18 protein-coding genes are annotated in these 19,581 nt (G+C 69.7%); 12 read left to right on the plus strand and 6 right to left on the minus strand.

The genetic code is table 11. The annotated features are described in order from the left end of the window. Position 1: 1 nt before the first annotated feature. From OG866_RS09970 to OG866_RS09985, 4 genes are all read left to right on the plus strand, one after another. Positions 2–424, plus strand: coding sequence for a roadblock/LC7 domain-containing protein (locus OG866_RS09970; RefSeq protein ID WP_329333441.1), 423 nt, complete (start codon positions 2–4; stop codon positions 422–424). Position 425: 1 nt separating this feature from the next. Next, entirely contained in the window at positions 426–788 is a 363-nt protein-coding gene (locus OG866_RS09975) for a DUF742 domain-containing protein (protein WP_329333443.1), read from the plus strand. Next, a complete protein-coding gene (locus OG866_RS09980) occupies positions 775–1,374 on the plus strand; it encodes a GTP-binding protein (RefSeq protein WP_329333444.1) in 600 nt (199 codons plus the stop codon). Before OG866_RS09975 ends, OG866_RS09980 begins: the two co-directional genes overlap by 14 nt. A 116-nt stretch (positions 1,375–1,490) precedes the next feature. Further along, on the plus strand, positions 1,491–2,906 hold the full coding sequence (locus OG866_RS09985) for a glycoside hydrolase family 43 protein (protein ID WP_329333446.1): 1,416 nt from the start codon (positions 1,491–1,493) through the stop codon (positions 2,904–2,906). Between the two features lie 98 nt (positions 2,907–3,004). Here OG866_RS09985 and OG866_RS09990 read toward each other — a convergent pair whose 3' ends face one another. Further along, complete coding sequence (locus OG866_RS09990; RefSeq protein ID WP_329333448.1) at positions 3,005–3,970, minus strand: ABC transporter substrate-binding protein; 966 nt, start codon at positions 3,968–3,970, stop codon at positions 3,005–3,007. Between the two features lie 278 nt (positions 3,971–4,248). Between OG866_RS09990 and OG866_RS09995 the strand changes: the two genes are divergently transcribed. Genes OG866_RS09995 through OG866_RS10010 form a run of 4 tightly spaced genes read left to right on the plus strand, consistent with a single transcriptional unit; the run spans position 4,249 to position 8,124 of the window. Continuing rightward, complete coding sequence (locus tag OG866_RS09995; protein ID WP_329333450.1) at positions 4,249–6,627, plus strand: sensor histidine kinase; 2,379 nt, start codon at positions 4,249–4,251, stop codon at positions 6,625–6,627. Then, positions 6,624–7,073 carry a roadblock/LC7 domain-containing protein gene (locus OG866_RS10000; RefSeq protein ID WP_329333452.1) on the plus strand — a complete coding sequence of 150 codons (450 nt, stop codon included), beginning with the start codon at positions 6,624–6,626 and terminating at the stop codon, positions 7,071–7,073. Before OG866_RS09995 ends, OG866_RS10000 begins: the two co-directional genes overlap by 4 nt. Before the next feature lie 21 nt (positions 7,074–7,094). Continuing rightward, positions 7,095–7,562, plus strand: a complete 468-nt coding sequence (locus tag OG866_RS10005; protein ID WP_329333453.1) for a DUF742 domain-containing protein — start codon at positions 7,095–7,097, stop codon at positions 7,560–7,562. Positions 7,563–7,596: 34 nt separating this feature from the next. After that, a complete protein-coding gene (locus OG866_RS10010; protein ID WP_329344015.1) occupies positions 7,597–8,124 on the plus strand; it encodes a GTP-binding protein in 528 nt (175 codons plus the stop codon). A 6-nt stretch (positions 8,125–8,130) separates the two neighbouring features. On the opposite strand, the gene OG866_RS10015 is transcribed toward OG866_RS10010, so the two are convergent. Continuing rightward, positions 8,131–9,003 carry an RNA polymerase sigma-70 factor gene (locus tag OG866_RS10015; RefSeq protein WP_329333455.1) on the minus strand — a complete coding sequence of 291 codons (873 nt, stop codon included), beginning with the start codon at positions 9,001–9,003 and terminating at the stop codon, positions 8,131–8,133. A gap of 135 nt (positions 9,004–9,138) precedes the next feature. Between OG866_RS10015 and OG866_RS10020 the strand changes: the two genes are divergently transcribed. After that, entirely contained in the window at positions 9,139–9,624 is a 486-nt protein-coding gene (locus OG866_RS10020; protein WP_329333457.1) for a carboxymuconolactone decarboxylase family protein, read from the plus strand. 18 nt (positions 9,625–9,642) lie between these two features. Here the strand turns inward: OG866_RS10020 and OG866_RS10025 are convergent, their stop codons facing one another. Genes OG866_RS10025 through OG866_RS10035 form a run of 3 tightly spaced genes read right to left on the minus strand, consistent with a single transcriptional unit; the run spans position 9,643 to position 12,115 of the window. Continuing rightward, positions 9,643–10,311, minus strand: coding sequence for an ABC transporter permease (locus tag OG866_RS10025; protein ID WP_329333458.1), 669 nt, complete (start codon positions 10,309–10,311; stop codon positions 9,643–9,645). Then, a complete protein-coding gene (locus tag OG866_RS10030; protein WP_329333459.1) occupies positions 10,308–11,009 on the minus strand; it encodes an ABC transporter permease in 702 nt (233 codons plus the stop codon). The genes OG866_RS10025 and OG866_RS10030 overlap by 4 nt, the downstream gene beginning before the upstream one ends. Beyond that, on the minus strand, positions 11,006–12,115 hold the full coding sequence (locus OG866_RS10035) for an ABC transporter ATP-binding protein (RefSeq protein WP_329333461.1): 1,110 nt from the start codon (positions 12,113–12,115) through the stop codon (positions 11,006–11,008). Before OG866_RS10035 ends, OG866_RS10030 begins: the two co-directional genes overlap by 4 nt. Before the next feature lie 205 nt (positions 12,116–12,320). Here OG866_RS10035 and OG866_RS10040 point away from each other — a divergent pair, with 205 nt between their 5' ends. The 3 genes from OG866_RS10040 (at position 12,321) to OG866_RS10050 (ending at position 18,838) form a co-directional block, all read left to right on the plus strand. Further along, positions 12,321–14,378 carry an ArnT family glycosyltransferase gene (locus OG866_RS10040; RefSeq protein WP_329333462.1) on the plus strand — a complete coding sequence of 686 codons (2,058 nt, stop codon included), beginning with the start codon at positions 12,321–12,323 and terminating at the stop codon, positions 14,376–14,378. A gap of 102 nt (positions 14,379–14,480) precedes the next feature. Next, a complete protein-coding gene (locus OG866_RS10045; RefSeq protein ID WP_329333464.1) occupies positions 14,481–15,722 on the plus strand; it encodes a TIR-like protein FxsC in 1,242 nt (413 codons plus the stop codon). Then, complete coding sequence (locus tag OG866_RS10050; protein ID WP_329333466.1) at positions 15,719–18,838, plus strand: KGGVGR-motif variant AAA ATPase; 3,120 nt, start codon at positions 15,719–15,721, stop codon at positions 18,836–18,838. Before OG866_RS10045 ends, OG866_RS10050 begins: the two co-directional genes overlap by 4 nt. Positions 18,839–18,843: 5 nt before the next feature. On the opposite strand, the gene OG866_RS10055 is transcribed toward OG866_RS10050, so the two are convergent. Then, a complete protein-coding gene (locus OG866_RS10055; protein ID WP_329333468.1) occupies positions 18,844–19,581 on the minus strand; it encodes an FAD:protein FMN transferase in 738 nt (245 codons plus the stop codon).

The raw sequence follows: 19,581 nt of genomic DNA on the forward strand, positions 1-19,581 counted from the left end.
CATGACACGCCCCACCCCCGCCACGCACACCGCGCTGGACCAGTTGCTGACCGGACTCGTAGACCGGGTCGCGGACGTGACCCAGGCCGTGGTGCTCTCCGAGGACGGGCTGGTGGTCAGCAAGTCCACCGGGTTCCTGCGCGACGACGCCGAGCGGCTGGCGGCGACCGCGTCCGGGCTGATGAGCCTCAGCAAGGGCGTCAGCATGGACTTCCGGGGCGGCCCGGTACGGCAGGCTCTCATCGAGATGGCCAACAGCTTCCTGATCCTGACCTCGGCCGGGCCCGGCGCCCATCTCGTGGTGCTGACCGGGCCGAACGCCGACGTCGGCGTGGTGGCGTACCAGATGAACATGCTGGTGAAGAAGATCGGCGAGCACCTCAGCGCGGCACCGCGGACCGGCCTCGGGCCGACCGGCGAGTGAGGTGAGCGAAAGCGACGCGGCGGCGGGCCGGCTGGTCCGGCCCTTCGCGCTGACCGGCGGACGGACCCGGCCCAGCCGCGCCTGCTTCACCCTCATCGCCATGGTGACGGCGGTGGACCCGCCGCCGGAGCGAGCGCCCCGGCCGCAGCCCGAACAGGCGCGCATCCTGCGCCGGTGCCCCCGCCCGGTCGCGGTCGCGGAGCTGGCGGCGCTGCTCGACCTGCCGGTGAGCGTGGTCGTCATCATGCTCTGCGATCTGCTGGAGGCGGGCCTGATCACCGTCCATCCGCCGACCCCCGTCTCACCCCGCACCCTGGACCTGGACCTGTTGCAGAAAGTGAGGGACGGCCTTGGCCGGCTCTGAAGCGCATGGCGCCGAGACCCCCGTGGCGCCGGACGCCGTCAAGATCCTGATCGCCGGGGGGTTCGGCGTCGGCAAGACCACGATGGTCGGGTCGGTGAGCGAGATCGTGCCGCTGCGCACGGAGGAGCCGCTGACGGTGGCCGGGCTCGGGATCGACGATCTCGTCGGCATCGAGCGGAAGAAGGCCACCACCGTGGCCCTGGACTTCGGCCGGATCACCGTCAACGACCGGCTGGTGCTGTATCTGTTCGGCACCCCGGGGCAGCAGCGGTTCTGGTTCATGTGGAACGACCTGGCCGTGGGCGCGCTCGGCGCGGTGGTCCTGATCGACGTGCGGCGGCCGGAGTCGAGCTTCGCCGCCGTCGACTTCTTCGAGCGCCGCGGGATCCCGTTCGTGGTGGGCGTCAACGGCTTCGACGGCCACCATCCGTACCCGCCCGAGGAGATCCGGGACGCCCTCGCCCTGCCGGTGGGGGTGCCGGTGCTGCTGTGCGACGCGCGGGAGCGGGAGTCGTCGCGGGATGTGCTGATCGCCCTGCTCGATCTGCTGATCGCATCGGCCGCCCGGGGCACAGCTTCCTCATAGGCCGTCGGCGGAAATCCGCCATCCGTGCCGGAATGATTGACGGGTCACTCCCGTCCCTCTACTTTCCATTCGCCTCATCGAACCAAGTTCGATATTTCGACCATCTGGAGAGCTCCATGCCCGCAGAGCCGCCCCCCGCTCCCCTCCCCTCCAGCCCCCACCTCTCCCGTCGCCGCCTCCTCGGCATGGCGGCAGCCGCGCCGCTCGCCGCGACCGGTGCGCTGGCGCTCGGCGCCGGGACCGCGCACGCCGCCGACTCGGCGTACGTCATGGGGTACTTCACCGAGTCCCCGGACATGCTGGCCGCCAACTACGGCCTGCACCTGGCCGTCAGCACCGACGGTCTGCAATGGACCCCGCTCAACCAGAACGCCCCCGTCGCCACCCCGACCGCCGGCTCCAAGGGACTGCGCGACCCCTTCATCCTGCGCAAGCAGGACGGCACCTTCGTCGTCCTCGCCACCGACCTGTACGGCACCGACTGGACGTACGTCAGCCAGTACATCCACGTCTGGGACTCCACCGACCTGCGCAGCTTCACCGGCTACCGGCGGATCAAGCTGCACGACATGAACACCCACAGCTGGGCGCCGGAGGCGTTCTGGGACGCGGGGCGGGGGCAGTACGCGGTCATCTACTCGGCCGTCAACTCCAGTGGCCACAACGTCATCATGGTGAACTACACCAGCGACTTCGTGACCGCGGGCAGCCCCCAGGTCTTCTTCGACCCCGGCTACGACGTCATCGACGGCGACATGGCGGTCGGCGTGGGCGGCTACAACTACCTGTACTTCAAGAAGAACTCCACGCTGGTGGGCGCCCGTTCGACCTCACTGAACCCGGGCAGCTTCACCGAGTTCAGCACGGCGGTCTCGCACGGCGGCACCGAGGCGCCGACGCTGGTCAAGTCCCTGACGTCCAGCTCGACTTGGTACCTCTGGGGCGACACCTGGTCCCCGAACGGCGTCTTCTACGCCTGGCAGACCAGCAGTCTGGCCGCCGGCACCTGGACCGCCCTCGACCAGAAGCTCTACACCCAGCCGCTCAACTCCAAGCACCTGACGATCCACCCGATCACCTCGACCGAGTACTCCAACCTGGTCGCCAAGTGGGGCACGCCGGCCTGGAACCGGCTCAAGTCCTACAACCACCCGGACCGTTACGTCCGGCACTCCAACTACGTCGGCCGGATCGACGCGTACGCCTTCGACCCGTACCCGGACTCCCAGTGGAAGCTGGTGCCGGGCCTCGCCGACTCGTCCGGGGTGTCCTTCCAGTCGGTGAACTACCCGAGCCGGTATCTGCGCCACTACAACTACGCGTTGCAGCTGGACGCCAACGACGGCACGTCCACGTTCGCCGGCGACGCGACGTTCTACCGGACCGCGGGCCTCGCCAACTCCTCCTGGTCGTCGTTCCGTTCGTACAACAACCCGACCCGCTACCTCCGGCACTCCAACTACCTGCTGCGCATCGACCCGATCTCCACCAGCACCGACCAGCAGGACGCGACGTTCTACGTCGGCTACTGAGCATCCCCCCACGGCATCCCCCCACAGCAACGGTCCGGCCGCTGACGCGAAGTGCGCGTCAGCGGCCGGGTGTCGATCGGTGCGTGTCGATCGGTGCGTCAGGAGGCCAGTCCGGCCGTCTTCAGCCAGGCCTTCGCGACGTCCAGCGGGTCCTTGTTGTCCAGCTGGACCTGGGAGTCCAGGTCGAGGAGCGTCTTGGTGTCCAGCTTCGCCGAGACCGCGTTGAGCGCGTCCACGCCCTCCTGGGAGAGCCCGCTCTTGTAGACCAGCGGGGTCACGTTAGCGAACCCGAAGAGGTTCTCCGGGTCCTGGAGGGCCACGAACTTCTCCTTGGTGATGTTCGGGTCCGTGGTGAAGATGTCCGCTGCCTGCACGGTGTTCTTCTTGAGCGCCGCCACGGTCAGCGGGCCGCCCGCGTCGAGCGCCTTGAAGGACTTGAACTTCAGGCCGTACACCGACTCCAGGCCCTTGAGGCCCTGCTGCCGGGTCTGGAACTCGGGCGAGCCGCCGATCACCAGGTCCGGGGCGGCGTCCTTGAGGTCCGCGAGGGTGGACTCGCCGGTGAGGCTGTACTTCTTGGCGGTCTCCGCGTTGATGCTGACGGAGTCCTTGTCCTCGGCGGGCGACGACTCCAGCAGCGTCAGCTTGCTGTCGAGCTTGGTCTTGACGGTCGCGTTGACCCCGTCGGCCGACTTCTGCTCCGCCTTGGCGTCCAGGTACGCCAGCAGCGAGCCGTTGTACTCGGGCAGGACCGTGATGGAGCCGTTCTTCAGCAGCCCGTAGGTCACCTCCCGGGAGCCGACGTTGGGCTTGTAGGTGACCTTGATGCCCTTGGCCTTCAGGGCCTCGCCGTAGATGTCGGCGAGCAGGATGCTCTCGGCGAAGTTGTTGGAGCCGACGACGACGGTGTCGCCGCTCGCCGCCTTGCCGGTGTCCTCGGCCAGAGGGTCTGAACCGTCGTCGGAGCCACATCCGGCCAGCAGGGCCGCCGAGGCGGCGAGCGCGATGGCCATCGCGCCGGGATGCTTCCGGAGGGACCTGCTGCGTGGGGCGTTGGAAGTCACGATTGCCGTTCCGGGCTGTGTGGGCTGATGGGCACAGGCAGTTGGTGCGGGACAAATACGTGTACTGATCCAATCCAGCCAGTTCTTGATCAGTCAAGAGCAGCCTGGTCACCAATTGGCGTCGATGCATTGCCCGTTGTGAACACCGAGTAAATCAATCCGCAAGGCGGCACGCCCGGCTTGTAATGGATTCTTGACTTACGGTTACATGATCCACATCCCCAAGAGGCGATAGTCTCCGCCCGGAAGCGATCAGAATCGGACATGAAGGAGGCCTGTTGTCCATACGGGATGCCGCCGACCGCTGGACGTTCAGGCGCAAGCTCAACCTCCTCGTCGGTGTGCCGCTGACCGTGGTCGCGATCCTGCTCGCCTACCTGATCAGCGACCAGGTCGGCCGGTCCTCCGAAGCGGCGGACGCCGCCCGGCTCGTCCGCGACAGCACCGAGGTCGCGACCCTGGTGGACCGCCTGGAGGCCGAGCACCAACAGGCCATCCTGCTCTCGGTGCGGCACGAGTCCACCAATGACGGCGGCACGCCCTCGCAGGACGCCTACCGCGACGCCCAGCTCGCGGTGGACCAGCAGGTCGAGAAGGTCGGCAGAACCTTCGGCGGCCGGCTGCCGGCCGAAGAGGCCCAGGCACTCAAGGAGATCAACGGCCTGGAGAGCCTGCGCGACACCGTCGAGCAGGCCTATCTGCCCGCCGACAACATCGACCCGGCCTACACCAGCGCCGCCAAGGGTGTCATCGACGGCCTCGGCCTGGACCGCAACTCCGCGCTCTCGGCCACCTTCACCGGCAACCTCCTCGACTCGCTGCTGCGCGCCGACGCCGCCCACAGCGCCTTCGAGACCGGCGTCTTCTCCGCGACCACCGGCGACTCCAACGCGCTGATCGAGTTCATCGGCGCCGTCGGCTCCCACGACGAGTACACCCACCAGACCGACCGCTTCGCCCGGTTCGCCACCGAGGAGCAGACCGAGCAGCTCGCGGGGATCGCGCACAACAGCGCCCAGGGCGTCATCGACCGGCAGTACGCCGAGCTCCAGATCGACCCGAGCTCCTTGCAGGCCGACTCGCCCGCCGCGGTGCGCGAGGCCTTCCAGAAGGCGCTCGACTCCTACCCGTCGTACCGCAAGCAGGCGAGCATCCGGCTCGGCATCACCGCGAGCCTCATCGACCAGATCGCCGACCGCGCCGACCGCGCCTCCGACGAGGCCCTGCGCAACGCGGTCCTGCTGCTGGGCCTCGCGCTGCTCGGGTTCGTGCTGTGGTTCGCCTTCTCGGTGGCCGTACGGCGCTCCGTGGTCCGCCCGGTGCAGGCGCTGACCGGCGCCGCCCAGCAGGTCGCCCACGTCGCCGAGCGCGAGCTGGCCCGGGTGGCGGACGACGACACCGAGGACGACGCGCCGCCGCGCCTCGGTGCGATACCGGTCACCGCGCGCGACGAGATCGGCGAGCTCGCCGAGGCCTTCAACCATGTGCAGACCACCGCGGTCGCCCTGCTTCAGCGCCAGGTGCTCAGCCGCCGCAACGTCGCCGAGATGTTCGGCAACGTCGGCCGCCGGGTCAGCAACCTGACCTCCCGGCAGCTGGCGCTGATCGACGCCGTGGAGCGCGGCGAGACCGACCCCGAGCTGCTCGAACGCCTCTACAGCATCGACCACATCGCGGTCCGCCTGCGCCGCAACGCCGACAGCCTGATGCTGCTCGCCGGCATCCGCGAGACCGGCCTCGGCTCGGGGCCGGCCGCGCTCACCAACGTCGTACGGGCCGCGCTGGGGCAGATCGAGGGCTTCCGGCGGGTGCAGTTGCAGGCCCGCAGCGAGGTCCTGGTCGAGCCGGACGTCATCGGCGACCTGACCCTGATGGTGGCCGAACTCGTCGAGAACGCGGTGTCGTTCTCGCCCGAGGGCAGCCCGGTCGAGGTGACCGTGCAGAACGCGGCCGACGGCGCGGTGATCGTGGTCGCCGACCACGGCCTGGGCATGAGCGCCGACCGGCTCGCCGAGGAGAACACCCGTCTGGTGCGCCGCGAACGCCTCGACCTCGTGCCGACGAAGGTGCTCGGTCTGTTCGTGGTCGGCACGCTGGCCCGGCGCTGGGAGATCTCCGTCGCCCTGACCCGCACCGCGGGCGGCGGTGTCACCGCCGAGGTGACCCTGCCGTCGTCGCTGCTGCTGCCGGCGGCCGTCGTGGAGGCTCCGACGCCGACGACACCGGCCGCCGAGCACACCGACGCCGGTCCGCGGCCCGCGGCCGACGACCCCACGGGGCCGCTGCCCCGCCGGATCCCCCGCCGGGAGGCCACCGAGCAGGCCGTCCTCATCCCCAAGGCCCGCAGCGGCGAACCGATCGCCGCGCAGACCCCCGACTCGCCCGACTCCCCCGACTCCCCCGGCACCTCCCGTCCCCTGCGCCGCCGCGTCCGCGGTGCCACCCTCCACGCCACCACCACCGGCCCGGCCGCCCAGCCGGTCGTACGCCAGGAGGCCCGTCCCGCCGACGCGGAGGCCGTCCGCTCCGCCCTCGACGAGTTCGAGGCGGCCGTGGAACGCGCCCACCGCGACACCAGCGACGACACGGGATCCACCCCCTACCCGACCCCCCGCAAGCAAGACCAGAACCACCTCCCGGAAGGAGCGGAGCAGTGAGTGAGCCGACCCCGGCCGAACTGCAGGCCGCCGCAGCCGACTTCACCTGGCTGTTGAATCGTTTCGCCACCGAGACCGCGGGTGTCGTCGACGCCATCGCCGTCTCCTCGGACGGGCTGCTCATCGCGGTCTCCCAACTGCGTGAGCACGCCGACTCCGAGCGCCTCGCCGCGATCGTCTCCGGCATCACCAGCCTGGCGGCGGGTGCCTCCGGCAACTACGGTCTCGGCGGCCTCAACAAGGTCATCATCGACCTGGAGGGCGGCCATGTCCTGGTCTCCGCGATCGGCAGCGGCGCCGTCCTCGGCGTGGTCACCGACAAGGAGGCCAAGCTCGGCAACATCGCCTACGAGATGACGGTGTTCGCCAACCGGGCGGGGACCGCGCTCAGCCCTCAGCTGGTGCTCGCGCTGAAGAACAGCGTCGGCTCCCCGTCGGCCCTGTAGCCCCGGACGGACGGACACCCCATGGCGGACGGCTCACCAGCCCCGGGCACCCCGGCCGCGGGCTCCCCGGCCCCGGGCTCCCCGGCCCCGGGCGACCCGGTCGGTCCCGCCCCCGCCGTGCGGCCGTTCCTGGTCACCGCGGGCCGGGTGGCCGCCGGTCCGACCGGGCGGGCGATGCCCGTCGAGACCCAGGTGGTGGCCACCGTCGAAGGGCTCGGCGCGCTCGACGGGCTCTCCTTCGAGCAGCACGACATCGTCGCCGCCTGCCGCCGGCCGCAGTCCATCGCGGAACTCGCGGCCCGGCTGCGGCTGCATCTCAACGTGGTCCGGGTCCTCGCCGAGGACCTGCGCGAAGAGGGGCGGCTGACGGTGCACGTGCCCGACTCCGACGCCACGCACGACGCTTCCGTCCTGCGCAGACTGATCGATGGCCTGCGCGCCATCCCCGACTCCGGGAAGGTACTCCGTGACAACGGCGACAACGGCTGAACCGGTCGGCGTACGACCGCCGCTGCCGGTCAAGATGGTGATCGCGGGCGGCTTCGGCGTCGGCAAGACCACCGCCGTCGGCTCGATCTCCGAGATCGAGCCGCTGACCACCGAGGCCGCCATCACCGAGGTCGCGGCGGGGGTGGACGATCTCTCGCTCACCCCGCACAAGACCACGACCACGGTCGCGATGGACTTCGGCTGCATCACCATCGACCCGACCCTGAAGCTGTATCTGTTCGGTACTCCCGGGCAGGAGCGGTTCGGGTTCATGTGGGACGACATCGTCGAGGGCGCGGTCGGCGGTCTGGTCATCGTCGACACCCGCCGCCTGGACGACTGCTACGCCGCCGTCGACTACTTCGAGCACAGGCGGATCCCGTTCGCGGTCGCCGCCAACGCCTTCGACGGAAAGGTCGAGCACACCCTCGACGAGGTCCGCTGGGCGCTCGACGTCGCCGACCATGTGCCCGTCGTCGTCTTCGACGCGCGGGAGACCGGCTCGGTGCGGGACGCGCTGCTCGTCGTACTGGAACTGGCGCTGGCCCGCAGCGAGGGCTGAGCGGGCTCAGCGGCTCACCGTCGTCTCCCGGTCCAGGCGGGACAGCTTCTCGGGGTTGCGCACGGCGTAGAGGCCGGTGATCAGGCCGTCGTCGACACGCACCGCCAGAACGCTGTGGAGGGCGCCGTCCTGGCGGAGGGTGAGCGCGGGGTAGCCGTTGATCCGGGTCGGCGCGAGCGACAGCAGGCCCTTGACCCGGCCCAGTACCTCGGCCACCCGCTCGGCACCGACGATGGGTGCCGGCGCGGCCTGGACAACTCCGCCGCCGTCGGCGAGCAGGACGACGTCCGGCGCGATCAGGTCGAGGAGCCCTTGGAGGTCGCCCGTCTCGACGGCCCCGCGGAACGCGTCCAGGACGCCCCGGGTCTCGGCCGGGGAGACGACCTCGCGGGGCCGGCGGGCGGCGACGCGGGCGCGGGCCCGGTGCGCGATCTGCCGGACGGCGGCGGGGTTCTTCTCGACGGCCTCGGCGATGTCGTCGTATCCCAGGTCGAACACCTCGCGCAGGACGAACACCGCCCGCTCGGTCGGTGTCAGGGTCTCCAGGACCAGCAGCATCGCCATCGAGACGCTGTCGGCCAGCTCGACGTCCTCGGCGACATCGGGCGCGGTGAGCAGGGGTTCGGGCAGCCAGGGGCCGACGTAGGTCTCCTTGCGGCGGCGCAGGGTGCGCAGCCGGGTCAGGGCCTGGCGGGTGGTCGTACGGACCAGGTAGGCGCGCGGCTCACGGACCGCCGTGTGGTCCACGTCCGCCCAGCGCAGCCACGTCTCCTGGAGGACGTCCTCGGCGTCGGCGGCGGAGCCGAGCATCTCGTAGGCGACGGTGAAGAGCAGGTTCCGATGGGCGACGAAGGCATCGGTGGCGTCCTGGGTGTCCATACGCACAAGACGCCGCTCTCGGCGCACCTGTGACATCCGCTGCCAGTGGCCTGCGTCACAACTCTCCGCTGTCACAAGGTCCGTGCGGCCGGCATCTCGTGGTCGTCAAACGCATCCGACCGTGAGGACGACGTCATGGAACCCCGCTTCAACCTGTTCGACAGCCCGACCGCCGCGAAGATCGCCAAGCGCTTCTACAACGTCTCCCTGGCCCTGGAGGAGTCCACGCTGCCCAAGAGCCTGCGGGAGCTGGTGGAACTGCGGGTCGGCCAGATCAACGGCTGCGGCTTCTGCGTGGACATCCACATGAAGGAGGCGGCCGCGGCGGGCGAGAGCGTGCTGCGCCTCGGTCTCGTCTCCGCCTGGCGGCACAGCACCGTGTTCACGGAGGCCGAACGGGCCGCGCTGGCGCTCGCCGAGGAGGGCACGCGGCTGGCCGACTCGGCCCAGGGCGTCACGGACGAGACCTGGGCCGAGGTGCGCGAGCACTTCGACGACGACGAGGTGGGCGCGCTGGTCTGCGTCATCTCCCTGATCAACGCGGCCACCCGGATGAACGTGATCGTGCACAAGCAGGGCGGGGACTACGAGCCCGGAATGTTCACGTCCTTGTCGAACTGACCGACGGCGGCGCGGCGTTCAGCCGCTGCGCCGCACCCCCGCCGACACCGCGAACCGGCCGACCGCCCAGAACAGGGCGAGCGTGGCCAGCGCCATCCCGGCGACAAGCGTTGCGCCGCCCACGACCTTCTCGTAGTCGCGCTGGTAGAGCCCGTCGATGATGAACCGCCCGAGCCCACCGAGACCGACGTACGCGGCGATCGTGGCCGTCGAGACGATCTGGATGGCCCCCGACCGGATCCCGCTGAGCACCAGCGGGAGCGCGGCGGGCAGTTCGACCTGGAACAGCACCCCGGCCTCGCTCATACCCATGCCCCGCGCCGCGTCCACCGGCGAGGGATCGACGGAGCGCATCGCCTCGTACGTCGTGACGAGGATGGGCGGCACGGCGAGGACGACGAGCGGCACCATGACGTTCACCAGCCCGAACCCGTACAGCAGGGTCAGCAGCACCAGCAGACCGAAGGTGGGCAGCGCCCGCCACGCGGTGGCGACGAGGGACAGGGCGTTGCCGCCGCGGCCGTAGTGGCCGGTGACCAGCCCGACCGGCAGACCGATCAGGACGGCGAGGCCCAGCGCCTCCAGGGTGTAGCCGAGGTGTTCGGCGAGGCGGGTGGGGATGCCGTCGTAGCCGTGCCAGTGCGCGCCGTCGCTGAAGAACGCGTCGATGAAGTGGAACAAGTTCACCAGACTTCCTTCGTCATCGTCCTCGAACTCGTCTTCGTCTTCGCACGCGTCACCCGGCGCGGCATCCATGGCGTCAGCACCAGTCGTACGACGACCAGGGCGCCGTCGGCGAGGAGTGCGAGCAGCGCCATGCTGAGCACGGCGTTCACGGCGAGCTCGGGCCGGTTGTAGATGTTGGCGTCGTTGATGAGATTGCCGAGGGCGCCCTGGTTGCCGATGATGCTGCCGATGCTGACCAGGCTGATGCTGGACACGGTGGCGACCCGAAGCCCCGCGATGATGGCGGGCACCGCGATCGGCAACTGAACCTGGACGTAACGGCGTACGGGTCCCAGGCCCATGGCGGTCGCGGCGGCGAGGGTCTCCTGCGGGACCGAGCGGACTCCGTCGACGATCGCCGGGACCAGCACGACGAGGCTGTAGACGGTGAGCGGGATCATCACGGTCAGCTCGGTCTGGCCGGTGTAGTCGATGAGCAGGACGAAGAAGGCCAGCGAGGGGATGGCGTAGAGGATGGTGGTCACCCACAGCACCGGCGGGTACAACCAGCGGAAGCGCACGCAGAGTTGGGCGAGCGGGAGCGAGATCAGCAGCCCGGCGAGCACGGGCAGGAGGGCCTCGCGCAGATGCAGGCCGACCAGGCCCAGCCAGCTGTGCTGGAGGTCGCTGGGGATGTCGAAGAGGCGGTCCCAGTTCATCCGGTGACCTTCGCGTCCGTTCGGCCCTCGGCGTGGGCGCCCCTGATCGCCCGGGCGATCGTCTGCTGGGACACCACGCCGGTCACCTTGCCGTCCGCGTCCACGGCCACGGCCCATCCGGTGGGCGAGAGCACCGCGCAGTCCAGCGCGGCCCGCAGCGAGTCGCTGCCGGCGACGAACGGGCGTCCGTAGGACAGCAGTTGGCCGTCCGCGGCAGCGAGGTCCTTCGGCCTGGTCCAGCCGAGCGGCCTGCCCTCGGCGTCCGTCACCAGGAGGAACTCGGCGCCGGTGTCCGCCCCCTCGGTGCCGCCGCCCGCGGTGACGACGGGTGCCATGGTCAGTTCCAGCTCTGTGGACGGGAAGAAGGAGAGCCGCCGGACGCCCCGGTCCGCGCCCAGGAAGTCCTCCACGAACTCGTCCGCCGGGTGCGACAGCAGCTCCGCGGGCGGTGCGAACTGGGCGAGCTTGCCGCCGGTGCGCAGCACGGCGACCATCGTGCCGAGCTTGACGGCCTCGTCGATGTCGTGGGTGACGAAGACGATGGTCTTGCCCAACTCACCCTGGATCCGCAGGAGTTCGTCCTGAAGCCCCTTGCGCACCACGGGGTCGACGGCGGAGAACGGCTCGTCCATGAGGAGGACGGGCGGGTCGGCGGCGAGCGCCCGGGCGACGCCGACGCGCTGCTGCTGACCGCCGGAGAGTTGGTACGGGTACCGCTTGGCGAGCGAGCCGTCGAGCCCGACCCGGTCCATGAGCTCCCGGGCGCGCTCGCGGGCCTTGTCCTTCTTCCAGCCGAGCAGCCGGGGCACGGTCGCGATGTTGTCGATGATGGTGCGGTGCTGGAAGAGGCCGGCGTTCTGGATGACGTACCCCATGGACCGGCGCAGGGTGTTGACCGGCTGCTGCCGGCTGTCCTGGCCGTCGATGAGGATCGTGCCCTCGCTGGGCTCGATCATCCGGTTGATCATGCGCAGGGTGGTGGTCTTGCCGCAGCCCGAGGGTCCGACGAGGACGGTGATGGCGCGGTCGGGTATCTCCAACGAGAGCCGGTCGACCGCCACCGTGCCGTCCGGGTACCGCTTGGTGACTGAATCTATCCGTATCAAAACGCCGAATACCCTTCGGGTCTGGCAGGAGTTGCCCGCTTTCGGCCCCGTCGGGACCGGCCGTTCCGGTGAGTCTAGACCCGTCGTGTTTCGGACCTGCGAAGACGCCGTGCTCGCTGTGCGTGATCTGTGAGTCCGCTGATTCTCACCCTTCCCTCAGGACCGGCTCAGCGTTCCCCCAGAGACGGCCCGGATCGTCACCGCCATGACGACCCTCGCCCCACCGTCGGCCCGAGAGCGCGGACACCGCGCCGCTCCCCCGGCCCGCAGCGACCGCCTGCGCCGTGTGTTCACCGGCGCGCCCGACGACCCCCGCTGGGCCCGCCCCGCCCTCTGGGCGGTCCTGGTCCTGGCGACGGCCCTGTACGCCTGGAACCTGTCCTCCGTCACCGGCAACTCCTTCTACGACGCGGCCGTCTACTCCGGCACGAAGAGCTGGAAGGCGTTCTTCTTCGGGGCGTTGGACGCGGGCAGTTTCATCACGGTGGACAAACCCCCGTTCGCGCTGTGGGTGATGGGCCTGTCGGCTCGCGTACTCGGTTACGGCACCTGGCAGTTGGCGCTGCCGATGGTGGCCGTGGGGGTGGGCTCGGTGGCGCTGCTGTACCGCATGGTCAAGCGGGACTTCGGCGTGGTGGCGGCGACGATCGCCGCGCTGGCGCTCACCCTGACCCCCATCACGGTGGCCATCAACCGCGACACCAACCCCGACCCGATCCTCGTCTTCCTGATGCTCCTGGGCGCGGCGGCCCTGCTGAAGGCCGTGCGCACGGGCCGGCTGATGCCGCTGGTCTGGTCCGGTGTGGCGATCGGGTTCGCGTTCAACACGAAGATGATGCAGGCGTACGTGGTGCTGCCGGCGTTCTTCCTGGTGTACCTGTGGGCGGCGCGCGGCTCGCTCGGCCGGCGTATCCGCAACCTGGCGGTCGGCACGGTGGCGTTGGTGGTGTCGAGCGCGTGGTGGATGGTCGTCGTGGACCTCATCCCGGCCTCCTCCCGCCCCTACATCGGCGGCTCGACCGACAACACGGTGTGGGACCTGGTCATCGGCTACAACGGCTTCGGCCGGATCTTCGGGGCGAGTTCGTCGGTGGGCTCGCAGGGCAACGGGGCGAGCTTCGGCGGCGAGGCGGGCCTGTACCGGCTGTTCAACAGCATCATGGGCGGCCAGATCTCATGGCTGATCCCGTTCGCGCTGGTGGCGCTGGTGGCCGGCCTGGTACTGCGCGGCCGGGCCCCGCGCACGGACGCCAGGCGGGCGGCGCTGCTGCTGTGGGGCGGCTGGTTCGTCCTCCACTACGTGACCTTCGCACTGGCCGAGGGCACCTTCCACCCGTACTACGTCACGGCGATGGCACCGGGCATCGCGGCGCTGGCCGGGATCGGGAGCGTGATGCTCTACCGGGCGTTCGTTGAGGGTTCGGCGGCGAAGTGGGGCTGGGTGCTGCCGGGGGCGATCGCGGTCAGCGCGGTCTGGGCGGTCGTCCTGCTCCAGCGGGTGTCGGGCTCCGGGACGCTGTACACGGTGGCGGAGGTCGTCGCCGGGGTCTCGGGTGCGGCGGCGGTGTTGGGCCTGCTCCTTGGCCGCTTCATGAGGCGGCAGCGGTTGATGGGCTTCGCGGCGCTGGCCGCGGTCGTCGCCCTGCTGGCGGGTCCCGCCGCGTACTCGGTGTCGGCGGCGACGACCGCGAGCGCGAACGGCACGAATCCGACGGCGGGTCCGAACACGGGCGGTGGGATGGGTGGCGGGGGCGGTATGGGTGGCGACGGCGGTGAACGGCCGAGCGGAGAGGCTCCGACCGGTACGACCGGCTCCGACGGCCAGCCTCCGTCGGGCAGCGCCTCGTCGTCCTCCTCCTCGTCCACCGAGTCCGATGCGCAGGGCGAGCGGAGTGGCAACGCCGGTGGCGGCATGGGCGGCGGAGGCACCCAGGTCTCGTCGGCGATGATCACGTACCTGAAGAAGAACCAGGACGGAGCGACGTGGCTGGTCGCGGTCGCCACCGACCAGACGGCGTCCTCGATCATCCTGGAGTCCGGCCAGCCGGTCATCTCCATGGGCGGCTGGTCCGGCAGCGACGACGCGATGACTCTCGCGAAGCTGAAGAGCCTGGTGAAGGCCGGCAAGCTCCACTACATCGTGATCAGCGACAGCGGCCAGGGTTCGTCGAACTCCGAGATCTCGACGTGGGTGAAGAAGAACGGGACGGCGGTGTCGGACTACAGCGGGCTGTATCGGCTGGACGCTTCGGACGTCGGCTGACTTGCCTCGCACACCGAGGGCGGGCTGCGATTCGCAGCCCGCCCTCGGTGTTTTCCAGTAGTGTCACGCCACCGGACGGGCATCGACGGCAAGTGAGGTCAGGTGCGGTTCTTCTTCAGCTACGCGCGTGCCGATCTAGTGGACCCGTTCCTCGACCGCTTCTACGAGGATCTGTGCCTCGATGTGTCCACCAAGGGCGGCGTGCCTCTCGACTCGGTGGGTTTCATCGACCGGGAGCAGCCGAGCGGGGGGCCGTGGGCCGGCATGCTGAGTGAGGCCCTTGCGCAGTGCGAGGTCTTCGTGCCGGTCTACTCACCGCACTACTTCATCAGCGAGGTGAGCGGCAAGGAGTGGTCCGCCTTCGCCGCCCGCGTGGCAGCGCACGAACAGGCGACCGGCGTCCGCACGAAGAGCATCGTTCCGGTGTGGTGGCTGCCCTCTCGTGCCGAACTTCCGCCCGTGGCCGGTGGTTTGCATGACCCCCGGGACGCGTTCGGCGCGGACTACAAGAAGTACGGGCTCAGGACCCTGGTCCGGCGACCCAAGTACAAGGACCAGTATCTCGAATTCCGCGATCGCTACACCGACATGATCCTCAAGGCGGCGGAGACGCCCCCGGCGCCGCACCAGGTCCCCGACCTCCTCGCCCTGCCCAACGCGTTCGCCATGGCCGAGCGACCTGCCCCGGCTGCCGGGCAGATCCCCGCCGCGCGCGCCGGAGGAGGCGCCAGAAAGGTGGTGTTCGTCGTGGCGGTCGGCCGACGGGACGACATGCTGAATGTCGAGCATGCCGAACTCGACCTGTACGGCGAGGAGTTGGTGGACTGGCGGCCGTATCATCCGGCCTTCTCCGGCAGCATCGTCGTACGGGCCCAGGGCGTGGCCTTCACCCGGGACATGGAATCTCAGGTACTGCCCGCCGACGACTCCCTGTTCACACTCCTCGAAGGACCCGCGGAACGCAGCTGTCTGGTCGTGCTCATCGTCGATTCCCGGGCGGTCGAACTGAACGCGTACCAGGAGCTGTTCGCCAGACTGGACCGGACCCGGTCCCGCAACTCGATCGTGCTGGTGCCCTCGGACCTGGACGAGCTGAGCAAGGGGCCGCGGGGCAGTGACCTCTACAACCGGCTCTATGCCAGTCTGGGCAACTGGATGGACGCGGGGGGCGGCGCCTTCCGCGGCGACATGCCGTCGATGCAGGACTTCGAGCGGGTCCTCGGCCAGGTGCTCATCGAGATCCAGGGGCGCATCATGCGCATGGCCGACGTCGTACGCCGCGTCAACGAGACCGGGCCGCAGTTCCGTCCGGTCCTCACCGGACCGGGAGGCCTGGGACGTTGAGGGCCGGGGCATCGAGGGCGCGGATCATCACGTTCTACTCCTACAAGGGCGGCACCGGGCGCACCATGGCCCTGGCCAACGCCGCCTGGATCCTGGCTTCACGGGGCAAGCGGGTCCTGATCGTGGACTGGGACCTCGAAGCGCCGGGTCTGCACCGCTACTTCCATCCGTTCCTCCCGGACAAGGAGCTGCTCTCCTCACCCGGAGTCATGGACCTGGTGTGGGAGTTCGCGACGGCCGCAACGGACCCGGCCACCCCGGACGAGCCCGACTGGCACGAAACACTCGCCGAGATCGAGCCGTACGCCTTGTCCGTGGAGCACGACTTCCCCGAGCGAGGGGCCATCGATCTGATCCCGGCGGGCCGCCAGGACCATCTGTACTCGTCGCTCGTCACCACCTTCGACTGGAACAACTTCTACGAACGCCTCGGCGGCGGCGGCTTCATCGAGGCCCTCAAGCGCACCATGCGGGAGCACTACGACTTCATCCTGATCGACAGCCGCACGGGCCTCAGTGACACCGCGGGCATCTGTACCGTCCAGTTCCCCGACATCCTGGTCAACTGTTTCACCCTGAGCAACCAGGCGATCGACGGCGCGGAGGCCGTTGCCGCGTCGGTGGACCGGCAGCGCGCGGGCGATCAGCTGCGCATGTTCCCGGTGCCGATGCGGGTCGAGAACGGCGAGGCCGACCGACTGGAGCACGGCCGCCGTTATGCGCAGTCGACGTTCGGCCGCTATCTGAGCCATGTCGACGACCCCGAGCGCTACTGGGGTGACGTCGAGGTGCCCTACCGCCCCATCTACGCGTACGAGGAGGTCCTCGCGGCCGTCAGGGACCAGCCGGGGCACCCCGGCAGCCTGCTGGCGGCCTCGGAGCGCCTCGTCTCGTATCTCACGGACGGGGATGTCCCCGAGAGCGAGCCGCTGGAGGAGTCCGTACGACAGGATCTCCTGCGCCAGTTCACCCGCAACATGCCCCTGGAGCCGGCGGCGCTGACGGGGCTGAGGTACTCCGATGAACGCGGCAAACGGGTGTTCATCACCTACGCCTTCGACTCCCCCGCCCACTTTGAGGCCGTACGGGAACTGTGGTACCTCCTGCGCGACCGAGGCATCGACGCCCGGCTGGATCTGCCGCCCGGCCAGCGTCAGGAGGACTGGCCGCAGTGGCAGCGGGAGCAACTCCTGAGAGCGGAGCTGGTGTTGCCCGTAGCGTCGGCCGAGTACGGTCGTCTGCCGGACGACGAGGTCATCCAGCTCCGGGACGTGTACTACACGTATCCGGCCCGCTTCCTGCCCGTCGTCCTGCCGAACGGCTCGACCGACGGCCTGCCCGGGTTCCTGGTGCCGTCGACCCGTAAGGCGCAGGTCACCGGAGTGACGGCGGAGGGCGTGGCACCCGTGGCCGAGCTGATCAGCAGGCGCGCGCCTGCCGAGGCGGCCACACAGCATGATCTGGGCGACTCGGGGCGGGGCTGGGACCCGCTGTTCCTCGAATCGGAATTCGCCGAGGCGAGGGACATGCTGGCCGAGGAGGTGTACTGGCAACTGAACGAGGAACTGAACCTCCGCAGGGCCGACGGCCCCGATCTCCTCCCGCTCCGCTGGACCCTCAGCCGCAGGCTGGTGTCCAGGGCCGACCCCGGACGCATGGCCATGGCCTCCGGCGATCTTTTGACCGATCCCGGCGGCCTCTTCGCGTCCGTGCCGAACGGGCGCCTCGTGCTGCTCGGGGCGGCGGGATCGGGCAAGACGACAGCCGCGTACCGGCTCGCACTCGCCCTGCTGGTGATGAGAAGGAAGAACCACCACCTCCCGGTACCGGTCATGCTGCCGATGGCTTCATGGGACCCCAATGTCCTGACACTCACCGACTGGATCGTCGACTGTCTGCGGCGCGATCACCCGGGGCTCCTCCGCACGCTCGAACGAGATGGCTTGGAACGCCTGGTGGCGGGGGGCGGGGTCCTGCCGTTCCTGGACGGGCTCGACGAACTGCCCCGCAATAGCCACACCATGGCGATCAAAGCTCTGAACCGCTCCATGGCAGGCACCTATGTCCTGACCTCACGCACCGCCGCGTACGAGTCCGCCGTCCGTCAGATCGGCCTCCGACTGGGACAGGCCACGGTCGTGGAACTCGAACCGCTGGAGGCAGACGACGCGCTCCGCTACCTCTCGCAAGGCCTTCTGGAGGGCGACGGCCGGTGGGGGCCGGTCTTCAGCTCTCTCCGTACTCAGTCTTCCCGCCCCCTGGCACAGGTCCTGAAGACACCCTTCATGCTCCAGCTGGCAGCGGAGGTCTATCGGGAGCCTTCGACCGATCCCGCGGAGCTCCTGGTGTTCCCGGACTCCGGACAGATCGAGACGCACCTGCTCGACGCCCTCATCTCCACCGCCTACCGCGGCGACCATCCTTTCGACGCCCCACCGGAGAAGGGACGGCGTTGGCTGTCGTACCTCGCGGCGCATATGGACCGTCTGGGGACGGTCGACTTCGCCTGGTGGGAACTACACCGAGCGCTCAGCCCCTGGGGCATGAGACTGCTGCTCTGGTACGCGAGTCTGCTGTTCGCGATCCCCCTCGTGGCGCTGGACTACTTCGCTCGCGGCGGGATCCACATCGATGTCATCGCAACCCTCTGTCTGACCACCGTCCTGATGCTCAGTGCCCCGCAGTCGCCGTTGCCGGGCAGCGTTTTTTTCGCGCCGTCCCGACTTGCTCCGAAGTCGGCCAGTCCGCGGGCAAGCCTGCGGTCGGATCGGCGGAGGGCGCTGTTCGCTCTGCTCGGGGCCGGAACGAGCGGCACCGCCATCTCGCTCGCCTTGTCACTGGCAACCTCGTTCTCGCTCATCTCAAGCGTGGTCGTCCCCCTGTTCCTGACCCTCCTGCTGGGGACGACTTTCGTGTTGCACAGCAGCGCGGCGGCAAGATACGCCGTGACCGTCTACTGGCTGGCGGCCTGCCGACGAACGCCCTTGAGACTGATGAGGTTTCTCGAAGACGCTCATGTACGCGGAGTGCTACGACGCAGCGGAGCCGTCTACCGATTCCCCCACGTACGCCTTCAACGGGAACTGGCCAAGGAAGCCGGCCAACCCAACCCCTGAAGCCACTACGCGCCCCTCTCTGCCCCCGCCGTCGGAAACCCCGCCGTCCGCACCACCTTCCGCTCCGCGTCCACCGCGAACACCTCGACGCCCGGCAGAGAGGCCGCCCAGTCGACGCCCTCCGCCCCCATCGCGAACGCCGCCGTAGCCACCGCGTCCGCCTCCGTCAGGGAGGCGGCGACGACCGTCAGGCTCAGCAACCCCGTCGCCGGACGCCCGGTGCGCCCGTCGATGATGTGGTCCCCCCGCTCGTAGCGCGCGGACGTCGCCACCGCCCCGTCCGTCAGCGACAGCACCGTGCACAGCTTGTCGGCGTGTTCGGGGTGCCGTACGCCCACGCGCCACGGCCCGCCAGCGGCGACCACGTCGCCACCGGCGTTGAGGACGAAGCGGCGCGCGCCCGCCGATGCGAGCAGCTCCGCCGCACGCTGCACCGACCAGCCCTTGACCACCGCACAGGGGTCGAGGTCCCGGCCCGGCAGACGGACATCGAACGCGCCGCCCGTCGCCGTCCGGTAGTGCTCGCACAGGTCGAGGACCAGACGGAGGTCGTCGCTCACGTCCGGCTCCGCCAGCTCGCCTCGGCCCAGCCGGGACACCTCGCTGTCCGGCTTGAACGGGCTGAAGCGGGCGTCGACCTCGCGCAGCCAGGCGAAGACGGCGTCGCCGGCCTGCTCGAAGTCGCCCTCGTCGTCGACGCGCAGCGACACCGGGAAGCCCATGACGTGCTCGACCCTGTGCAT

Source organism: Streptomyces sp. NBC_00663, assembly GCF_036226885.1.
Lineage (GTDB): Bacteria > Actinomycetota > Actinomycetes > Streptomycetales > Streptomycetaceae > Streptomyces.

What these genes read in the sequence shown, in the direction of transcription:
- OG866_RS09970 (WP_329333441.1), top strand. Translation starts at nt 2, where the DNA reads ATGACACGCCCCACCCCCGCCACGCACACCGCGCTGGACCAGTTGCTG.
- OG866_RS09985 (WP_329333446.1), top strand. Translation starts at nt 1,491, where the DNA reads ATGCCCGCAGAGCCGCCCCCCGCTCCCCTCCCCTCCAGCCCCCACCTC.
- OG866_RS10005 (WP_329333453.1), top strand. Translation starts at nt 7,095, where the DNA reads ATGGCGGACGGCTCACCAGCCCCGGGCACCCCGGCCGCGGGCTCCCCG.
- OG866_RS10010 (WP_329344015.1), top strand. Translation starts at nt 7,597, where the DNA reads ATGGTGATCGCGGGCGGCTTCGGCGTCGGCAAGACCACCGCCGTCGGC.
- OG866_RS10015 (WP_329333455.1), bottom strand. Translation starts at nt 9,003, where the DNA reads ATGGACACCCAGGACGCCACCGATGCCTTCGTCGCCCATCGGAACCTG.
- OG866_RS10020 (WP_329333457.1), top strand. Translation starts at nt 9,139, where the DNA reads ATGGAACCCCGCTTCAACCTGTTCGACAGCCCGACCGCCGCGAAGATC.
- OG866_RS10030 (WP_329333459.1), bottom strand. Translation starts at nt 11,009, where the DNA reads ATGAACTGGGACCGCCTCTTCGACATCCCCAGCGACCTCCAGCACAGC.
- OG866_RS10040 (WP_329333462.1), top strand. Translation starts at nt 12,321, where the DNA reads ATGACGACCCTCGCCCCACCGTCGGCCCGAGAGCGCGGACACCGCGCC.
- OG866_RS10055 (WP_329333468.1), bottom strand. Translation starts at nt 19,581, where the DNA reads ATGCACAGGGTCGAGCACGTCATGGGCTTCCCGGTGTCGCTGCGCGTC.